Source organism: Olsenella uli (genome assembly GCF_016899935.1).
Classification (GTDB): Bacteria; Actinomycetota; Coriobacteriia; order Coriobacteriales; family Atopobiaceae; genus Thermophilibacter; species Thermophilibacter uli_B.
The window spans coordinates 1-234 of sequence record NZ_JACJJK010000116.1 but is presented as its reverse complement, the minus strand read 5'-3'; the positions used below and the strand labels follow the sequence as shown (position 1 = coordinate 234).

Genomic DNA, 234 nt, shown 5'->3' with positions numbered 1-234 from the left:
GGACGGCATTCTGTTTACAAACAGTTTACCTATGCCCGTAACGTGATTCAATGGAACTTGAACCTGTTCATGAATGGCGAAGACGAGAAATTCTGCCTATCCAAGGCAAAAGGAGTCTCTAAATTACGGGATGATCTAACCGAAGGATATAACATTATCCCAAATTTCTTTATCAGTGCCCGACTTAATGAGGAGCTAGATTACAAAGAGGAACTGCAAATTACGGATAAACAA

General features: G+C 40.2%; 1 protein-coding gene. It reads left to right on the top strand.

Annotated features, from left to right (window positions below; translation table 11 throughout):
* Positions 1 to 234 (top strand): hypothetical protein (locus tag H6A07_RS10080; RefSeq protein WP_204814774.1); only part of this gene is annotated, 234 nt, incomplete at both ends.